Consider the following 6,218-nt stretch of genomic DNA (forward strand, 5'->3'; position numbering starts at 1 on the left):
CGCCGGCGGTTTTTTCGTGGGCGCGCTGGGTGAGCGATGACCGCACCGCGTGCCCTCCCCCGCGCTTGCGAGGGAGAGCGACCGCGCCTTCAGTGCGTCCAGGGCGCCGAACGGTTGAACTTGAAATTGTCGGAGTACGACAGGCCCTTGCGGACCACCGTCTTGTGGGGCTCCTCGACCCGGTAGCTGATGCCGGCGCGCGTGGCGTAGGCCACGGCCTCTTCGCGGCTCTCGAATTCGAGCTTCACCTGCTGCAGCATGTCCCCCGAGCCGGTCCAGCCCATCAGCGGGTCGGTCTCGCGCGGGCCGGTCTGGTCGAATTCGAGGATCCAGACCTTCGTGCGGGCGAGCCCCGACTGCGACGCTTCCTTCGAGGGCTGGTAGATGCGGGCGCTCGGCATGGCGACTGGGAAGGCTCCGGACACGAATGAGAATGGTCGGGGCGATAGGATTCGAACCTACGACCCCCTGGTCCCAAACCAGGTGCGCTACCAGACTGCGCTACACCCCGCCACAGCACTGTTTCTAGGGATTCCAAGCTCCGGCGGCAAGGGACGCGCCGCGACGGAAACCGCGGCTTGACCGCACGATCCCCACGTCCCACCTCGCGTCCCGAGGGGCGAGCCGCGAGGATTGCGAATGATCGATCTCCACTACTGGCCGACGCCGAACGGCCATAAGGTCACGATGTTCCTGGAGGAGGCCGGGCTGCCCTACCGGATCCACCCGGTCAATATCGGCGCGGGCGATCAGTTCAAGCCGGATTTCCTCCAGATCGCACCGAACAACCGCATGCCGGCGATCGTTGATCACGAGCCGGCCGGCGGTGGCGCGCCGGTCTCGCTGTTCGAGTCGGGCGCGATCCTGCTCTACCTCGCCGAGAAGACCGGCCGCTTCATCCCCGCCGACATCCGGGGCCGGGCCGAGGTGCTGCAATGGCTGTTCTGGCAGATGGGCGGCCTCGGGCCGATGCTCGGCCAGAATCACCACTTCACGCAGTACGCCCCCGAGAAGGTACCCTACGCGATCGACCGCTACGTCAACGAGACCAACCGGCTCTACGGCGTGCTCGACCGGCGGCTTGCCGACCGCGCCTTCGTCGCGGGCCCCGACTACTCGATCGCCGATATGGCCTGCTATCCCTGGATCGTGCCGTACGAGAAGCAGGGCCAGAACCTCGACGAGCATCCGAACCTCAAGCGCTGGTTCGCGGCGATCCAGGCGCGGCCCGGCACGCAGGCGGCCTACGCGAAGGGGCCTGAGGTCAACCCGAACCTCGGCCAGACCATGAGCGAGGAGGCCAAGAAGGTGATGTTCGGCCAGACGGCAGCAAACACGAAGCGCTGACGGTCGATCAACCCTCCCCCCTCTGCGGGGGGAGGGTGCCGAGCGAAGCGAGGCGGGAGAGGGGACCACAGCTTCAGGAGGGGGGCGTAGCCCTCATGCAGGGCAGAGCCCGATCCTGCAGCGTCGCCCCCTCTCCCGACCCCTGCTGACGCAGGGGCCACCCTCCACCGCAGAGGGGGGAGGGAGAGCGGCGGGGCTATCGCCGCAGTTCGTCCAATGGCACCGGCGCCGCGTGGGGGCGCGTTCCCAGCATCCCGTCGATGAGCGCCAGAACCTCGGCCCGGCCGCAATTGGCGGCCGGCTCGAAGGGCGTCCAAGTTTGGGTGAAGTCGAGGCGTTCGAACACGTCGCGGTAGCGGCGCAGCTCCGCCACGGTGAGCGGCACACCGCGCACGAAGGCCTTGTGGGCCGAGATGGTCCGCGCCCGGCGGAAATCCCCCGGCTCCAGCTCGAACTTCAGCGCGTCGCCGCAGAAGCAGATCTTCCGCTTGCGGTCGAACAGCACGGCGTGACCGTCGAAATGCCCCGCCGTCCGGTGCAGTTCGAGCCCCGGAAGCGGTTCCAAAAAGTCGTCGTAGGGCCAGGAGACCTGGAGCGCCGCGCTCCAGGTGAAGTCGGCGGCAGGCAGGCACAGCTCCGGGTCGAAGCGGTCCTGCAGTTGCACCAGCGCGCCGTAGGAATGCGGGTGCGAGGCCGAGAGCACCTGCATGCCGCCGAGCTTGGCGATCTGGTCGAGCGCCGCCGCGCTGAAGACCGGGCAGCCCTCGAAGCCCATGTTCCCGTGCTCGGTCTGGATCAGGTAGGCGGAGGGTCCGATGCCGGAGACGGGATCGTTCCAGAAGCGCCAGACGCCGGGCTCCAGTTCCTCCCAGTGGCACGGGAAGGCGTCCTGCGCCTCCCGCTCGGTGCGGAAGCGCCAGCCGTCCTGCGGCACCACGTGGCGGGCGTCGAGGCACATGGGGCAAGACGGGGGCGCCTCGAAATGCCGCTGCCAGAACCCGCAATTGTCGCAGGTGTAGGCGGGCAGCTTCAGGGCGCCCGCGAAGGGCAGGTATCCGGGCACGGGCGCTCCTCTAGGATCGTGTCTGGGGCGTGCGGTATCAGGCGCCTCGCCTGAATGCAGCCCGGACGAGATGGGGCGGCGGCGACAAAAAACCCGCCGGCCTCGCGGCCGGCGGGTTCTGTTCGAGGGTCCCTCAGTGGGCCGGGCTCGGATGCCCGCCGGGCCCGTCGTGGCCGGGCTCCTCGCCGTGCGGGCGCTTGCCGCGCTTGCGCTCGATCCAGAGCACGAAGCGGCGGATCACCACGTAGAAGACCGGCGTCAGGAACAGGCCGAAGAAGGTCGCGCCGATCATGCCGAAGAACACCGCGGTGCCGAGCGCCTGGCGCATCTCGGCGCCCGGGCCCGTGGCGATGACGAGCGGCAGGGTGCCCAGGATGAAGGCGAAGGCCGTCATCAGGATCGGGCGCAGGCGAAGTTTACAGGCCTGCACCGCGGCCTCGACCGGACCTTTGCGCTCGTTGTTCTCGATGTCGTGCGCGAACTCCACGATCAGGATCGCGTTCTTGGCCGCCAGGCCGATGAGCACGATCAGGCCGATCTGGGTCAGGATGTTGTTGTCCTGCCCCCTGAGTTGCACCCCGAAGAGCGCGGCCAGCACGCCCGTCGGCACCACCAGCAGGATCGCGAGCGGCAGGGCCCAGGATTCGTACTGGGCGGCGAGCACCAGGAAGACGAGGAGTACGCCGAGCGCGAAGACGTAGATCGCGGTGCCGCCCGCCGCCTTCTGCTGGAAGGCGATCTCGGTCCAGTCGTAGGCGTAGCCGTCCGGCAGGCTCTTCTTGGCGATCTCCTCCATCGCGTCGAGCGCCTGACCGGTCGAGACGCCGGGCTTGGCCACCCCCTGCACGGGCACCGAGTAGTACAGGTTGAACCGCTGCACGATCTGCGGGCCCGAGATCTCTCGGATGGTCGCGAGCGTGCCCATCGGCACCAGCGCGCCGGTGGAGGAGCGGACCTTCAGCTGCTCGATGTCTTGGCGTGAGACGCGGAAGCGCGCGTCACCCTGCACGCGGACCTGATAGATGCGGCCCAGCGTGTTGAAGTCGTTGACGTAGGCGCCGCCGAGTGCCGCCTGCACGGTCGAGAAGACGTTGCCGAGCGGCACGTTCAGCATGCGGGCGACCGTACGGTCGATGTCGAGGTAGAGCTGCGGCGTGTCGTTGCTGAAGGTGGTGAACACCCGTTGCACGTCGTTGCTCTGGTTGGCGGCCCCCAGCATCTCGCCGACATTGGCGAGCAGGGGACCGATGGCCGAGCTCTGCCGGCTCTCGATCTGCATCTTGAAGCCGCCGCCCTGGCCGAGGCCGCGCACCGGCGGCGGCGGGATCACGATGACCCGCGCCTCCTGGATGTCGGCCGTGGCCTTGAGCACGTCGCCGGTGATGACCGCCGCCGAGCGCCCCTGGGCGGCGCGCTCCTTGGCGCCCGCCAGCGTGATGAACATCACGCCCGAGTTCGTGGTGTTGGTGAAGGTGGCACCGTCGAAGCCGGCGATGATGACCGTGTTGGTCACGCCCTCGATCTTGCGGGCGGCGGCCGCGGCCCGGTTCACCACCTCGGTGGTGCGGTCGAGCGAAGCGCCGGAGGGCAGCTGCACAACGCCGATCAGGTAGCCCTGGTCCTGGTCCGGGATGAAGCCCGTGGGCGTCGTCTGGGCGAGGTGGAGCGTGCCCGCGATCACCGCGGCGTAGACCAGCAGCATCGCGATCAGCCCGACCGTGTAGTTGGTCAGCCCGTAGATCGTGCGCGAGTAGGTGTGCGACAGCCAGTCGAAGCCGCGGTTGAACAGGTCCGCCAGCCAGTTGACGAAGCGGAAGAGGAAGAACTTCGGCTTCGCGTGCGCGTGGTGCGGCTTCAGCAGGAGCTTGCAGAGCGCGGGCGAGAGCGTCAGCGAGTTGAAGGCCGAGATCAGCGTCGAGGCCGCAATGGTGAGCGCGAACTGCTTGTAGAACTGGCCCGAGATACCGGGGATGAAGGCGGTCGGCACAAACACCGCCGCCAGCACCAGGGCGATGGCGATGACGGCGCCGCCGACCTCGTCCATCGTCTTGTGCGCGGCCTCGCCGGGGGAGAGCCCCTCGGCCATGTTGCGCTCGACGTTCTCCACCACGACGATCGCGTCGTCGACCACGATGCCGATGGCGAGCACCAGCCCGAACAGGGTGAGGTTGTTGAGCGAGAAGCCGAAGGCCGCCATCGCCGCGAAGGTGCCGACGAGCGAGACGGGAATCGCCAGGACCGGGATCAGGGCCGTGCGCCAGCTCTGGAGGAAGACCAGCACCACGATGACGACGAGGCCGACCGCCTCGAACAGGGTCTTGTAGACCTCGTGGATCGACTCCTCGATGAACTCCGTCGGGTTGTAGGCGATGCGGTACTCGACGTCCGGCGGGAAGTTCTTCTTCAGGTTCTCCATCACGTTGCGGACGGAGGCCGCCGCCGCGAGGGCGTTGGTGCCGGGGCGCTGGAAGGCGCCGATGCCGACCGCGGGCGTGGCGTTGAGGAAGGAGTTGGTGGTGTAGTCCTTCTGGCCCATCTCGACGCGGGCGACGTCCTTCACCCGCACGAGGCGCCCGTCGGAGGCCTTCACGATGACCTCCGCGAACTCCTCCGGCGTCTGGAAGCGCCCCTGCGATTGCACGATGAGCTGGAAAGCCTGCCCCGTGGCCGCCGGCGGCGAGTTCAGGGCGCCCGCCGCCACCTGCACGTTCTGCTCCTGCAGGGCCGTGGTGACGTCCGAGGTGGTCAGCCCGTAGGCGGCGAGCTTCTGGGGGTCGAGCCAGATCCGTTCGGCGTACTCGTTGCCGCCGAAGATCGAGATGTCGCCGACGCCGTCGAGGCGCAGCAGCTCGTCGCGGATGTTCAGGTAGATGTAGTTGGCGAGGTAGTTCTGGTCGTAGGTCTTGTTCGGCGACAGGAGGTGCACGACCAGCATCAGGTCGGGCGAGGCCTTGCGCACGGTGACGCCGAGGTTGCGCACGTCCGGCGGCAGGCGGGGCTGGGCCACCGAGAGGCGGTTCTGGACCAGAACGTTCGCGATATCGAGGTTGGTGCCGACCTTGAAGGTCACGGTCAGCAGCATGTTGCCGTCGTTGGTCGACAACGACGTCATGTAGAGCATGTTGTCGACGCCGTTGACCTCCTGCTCAATCGGCGTCGCGATGGTCGCGGCCACTGTCTCGGCGTTCGCGCCCGGGAAGGAGGCGCGCACCGTCACGGTCGGCGGCACGATCTCGGGATACTGCGAGACCGGCAGCGTCTCGTAGGCGACGAAGCCGAGCAGCAGGAAGATGATCGAGGTGACCGAGGCGAAGATCGGCCGATCGACGAAGAAATGGGCAAAGCGCATCGGTCAAACCTCTCGGCCGGCGCCCCGGAAGGGCCCATGCCTCGCGTCACCTGCGGATGGGGTCGGAGACCGGCCGGCGGGGAGCGTGTCCCCGGGACCGGCCCCGGTCAGCTCTTGCTCGGCGGCAGCGTCTGCATCTCAGGCGTCACCTTGGCGCCCGGGCGCACGCGGGCCAGCCCATTGATCACCACGGTCTCGTCGCCCTTCAGGCCCTCGCGGATCACCCGGTAGCCGTCGACCTTGGGCCCGAGCTTCACGTCGCGCGCCGAGGCCGTGCCGTCCTCGGAGACAAGGTAGACGATGCGCTTGTCCTGGTTGGCCGACACCGCCTCGTCGGGCAGCAGCACGCCCTGGAAGGGCTTGGTCGCCGGCATCGCGACGATGCCGAACAGGCCGGGCTTGATGAAGCCGTCCTTGTTCTCGACGGTGCTGCTGCGCGCCACCGTCGAGAACAAGGAC

5 protein-coding genes and 1 tRNA gene are annotated in these 6,218 nt (G+C 68.1%); 1 reads left to right on the forward strand and 5 read right to left on the reverse strand.

Annotated elements, in window-relative coordinates; genetic code table 11:
- Positions 1-89 precede the first annotated feature (89 nt).
- Both MFF54_RS24585 and MFF54_RS24590 read right to left on the reverse strand, forming a co-directional pair.
- Positions 90-401: an ETC complex I subunit gene (locus tag MFF54_RS24585; protein WP_238306828.1), complete on the reverse strand. Its 312-nt coding sequence runs from the start codon at positions 399-401 to the stop codon at positions 90-92.
- A 33-nt stretch (positions 402-434) separates the two neighbouring features.
- Positions 435-511 (reverse strand) — tRNA-Pro (locus MFF54_RS24590).
- Between the two features lie 128 nt (positions 512-639).
- On the opposite strand from MFF54_RS24590, the gene MFF54_RS24595 reads away from it, so the two are divergent.
- Positions 640-1,347 (forward strand): glutathione S-transferase N-terminal domain-containing protein, encoded by a 708-nt coding sequence (locus tag MFF54_RS24595; RefSeq protein WP_238306829.1) that lies wholly within the window; start codon positions 640-642, stop codon positions 1,345-1,347.
- 196 nt (positions 1,348-1,543) lie between these two features.
- Here the strand turns inward: MFF54_RS24595 and MFF54_RS24600 are convergent, their stop codons facing one another.
- The 3 genes from MFF54_RS24600 to MFF54_RS24610 all read right to left on the reverse strand — a co-directional run.
- Complete coding sequence (locus tag MFF54_RS24600) at positions 1,544-2,410, reverse strand: MBL fold metallo-hydrolase (protein WP_238306830.1); 867 nt, start codon at positions 2,408-2,410, stop codon at positions 1,544-1,546.
- Positions 2,411-2,543: 133 nt separating this feature from the next.
- Positions 2,544-5,759 carry an efflux RND transporter permease subunit gene (locus MFF54_RS24605; protein WP_238306831.1) on the reverse strand — a complete coding sequence of 1,072 codons (3,216 nt, stop codon included), beginning with the start codon at positions 5,757-5,759 and terminating at the stop codon, positions 2,544-2,546.
- A 107-nt stretch (positions 5,760-5,866) separates the two neighbouring features.
- A partial coding sequence (locus MFF54_RS24610; protein ID WP_506289943.1) for a permuted SH3 domain-containing protein occupies positions 5,867-6,218 on the reverse strand: 352 nt, incomplete at its 5' end.

Origin of the sequence: Methylobacterium gregans, from assembly GCF_022179245.1 — a bacterium.
Lineage (GTDB): Bacteria > Pseudomonadota > Alphaproteobacteria > Rhizobiales > Beijerinckiaceae > Methylobacterium > Methylobacterium gregans.

What these genes read in the sequence shown, in the direction of transcription:
- MFF54_RS24585 (WP_238306828.1), bottom strand. Translation starts at nt 401, where the DNA reads ATGCCGAGCGCCCGCATCTACCAGCCCTCGAAGGAAGCGTCGCAGTCG.
- MFF54_RS24595 (WP_238306829.1), top strand. Translation starts at nt 640, where the DNA reads ATGATCGATCTCCACTACTGGCCGACGCCGAACGGCCATAAGGTCACG.
- MFF54_RS24605 (WP_238306831.1), bottom strand. Translation starts at nt 5,759, where the DNA reads ATGCGCTTTGCCCATTTCTTCGTCGATCGGCCGATCTTCGCCTCGGTC.